This is a genomic window from Enterobacteriaceae endosymbiont of Donacia bicoloricornis, assembly GCF_012567955.1.
Taxonomy (GTDB): Bacteria; Pseudomonadota; Gammaproteobacteria; order Enterobacterales; family Enterobacteriaceae.
In genome coordinates, this window is the sequence record NZ_CP046186.1 from 1 (window position 1) to 719 (window position 719).

The window sequence follows — 719 nt, forward strand, 5'->3', positions numbered from 1 at the left end:
ATGAAAAACCAAATTCCTATGACTATACAAGGTATAAAAAAATTACAAAAAGAATTAATTAAATTAAAAAATATAGAAAGACCAAAAATTATTAATTCTATTATTGAAGCAAGAAAACATGGTGATTTAAAAGAAAATGCTGAATATCAATCTGCTCGTGAATCACAAAGTTTTTGTGAAGGTCGTATAAAAGAAATAGAAATTAAATTATCAAATGCTAATGTAATAGATGTTACAAAATTTTTAAATCATAATAAAATTATTTTTGGTTCTACTGTATATATAAAAAATATTATAACTAATAAAAATATTTTTTATAAAATTGTTGGCAATGATGAAGCAAATTTAAAAAATAATTTAATTTCAATTAATGCTCCTTTAGCTAGATCTTTAATTGGGAAAAAAAAAAATGATATTGTGAAAGTAAAAACTCCAAAAGGTATTATAAAATATAAAATATTAAAAATTAAATATATTTAGTATAAAAATTAAATTTGACTTTATTATTGTCAACTAGTATATTAGTTTTATTAATAAATAAATCTTTTATAAAAGATATTATTTTGTTCTTTAATAATTAGTTAGAAAATAAATGTGGGCATTCAAATTTTAGAAACTGTTTATTTAAAATTATTTTTTTAAAATTGAAGAGTTTGATCATGGCTCAGATTGAACGCTGGCGGCAAGCCTAACACATGCAAGTCGAGCGGCAGCGAAAT

1 protein-coding gene and 1 rRNA gene (1 of these 2 running past the window's edge) are annotated in these 719 nt (G+C 21.0%); both read left to right on the forward strand.

What is annotated here, in order from left to right:
* Positions 1-480, forward strand: a complete 480-nt coding sequence (gene greA / locus GJU03_RS00005; protein WP_168918668.1) for a transcription elongation factor GreA — start codon at positions 1-3, stop codon at positions 478-480.
* A 161-nt stretch (positions 481-641) separates the two neighbouring features.
* Positions 642-719: ribosomal RNA gene (locus tag GJU03_RS00010) — 16S ribosomal RNA — on the forward strand; it runs 1,525 nt beyond the window's last position.

Coding starts and splice junctions, on each gene's coding strand:
- greA (WP_168918668.1), top strand. CDS start 1: ATGAAAAACCAAATTCCTATGACTATACAAGGTATAAAAAAATTACAA.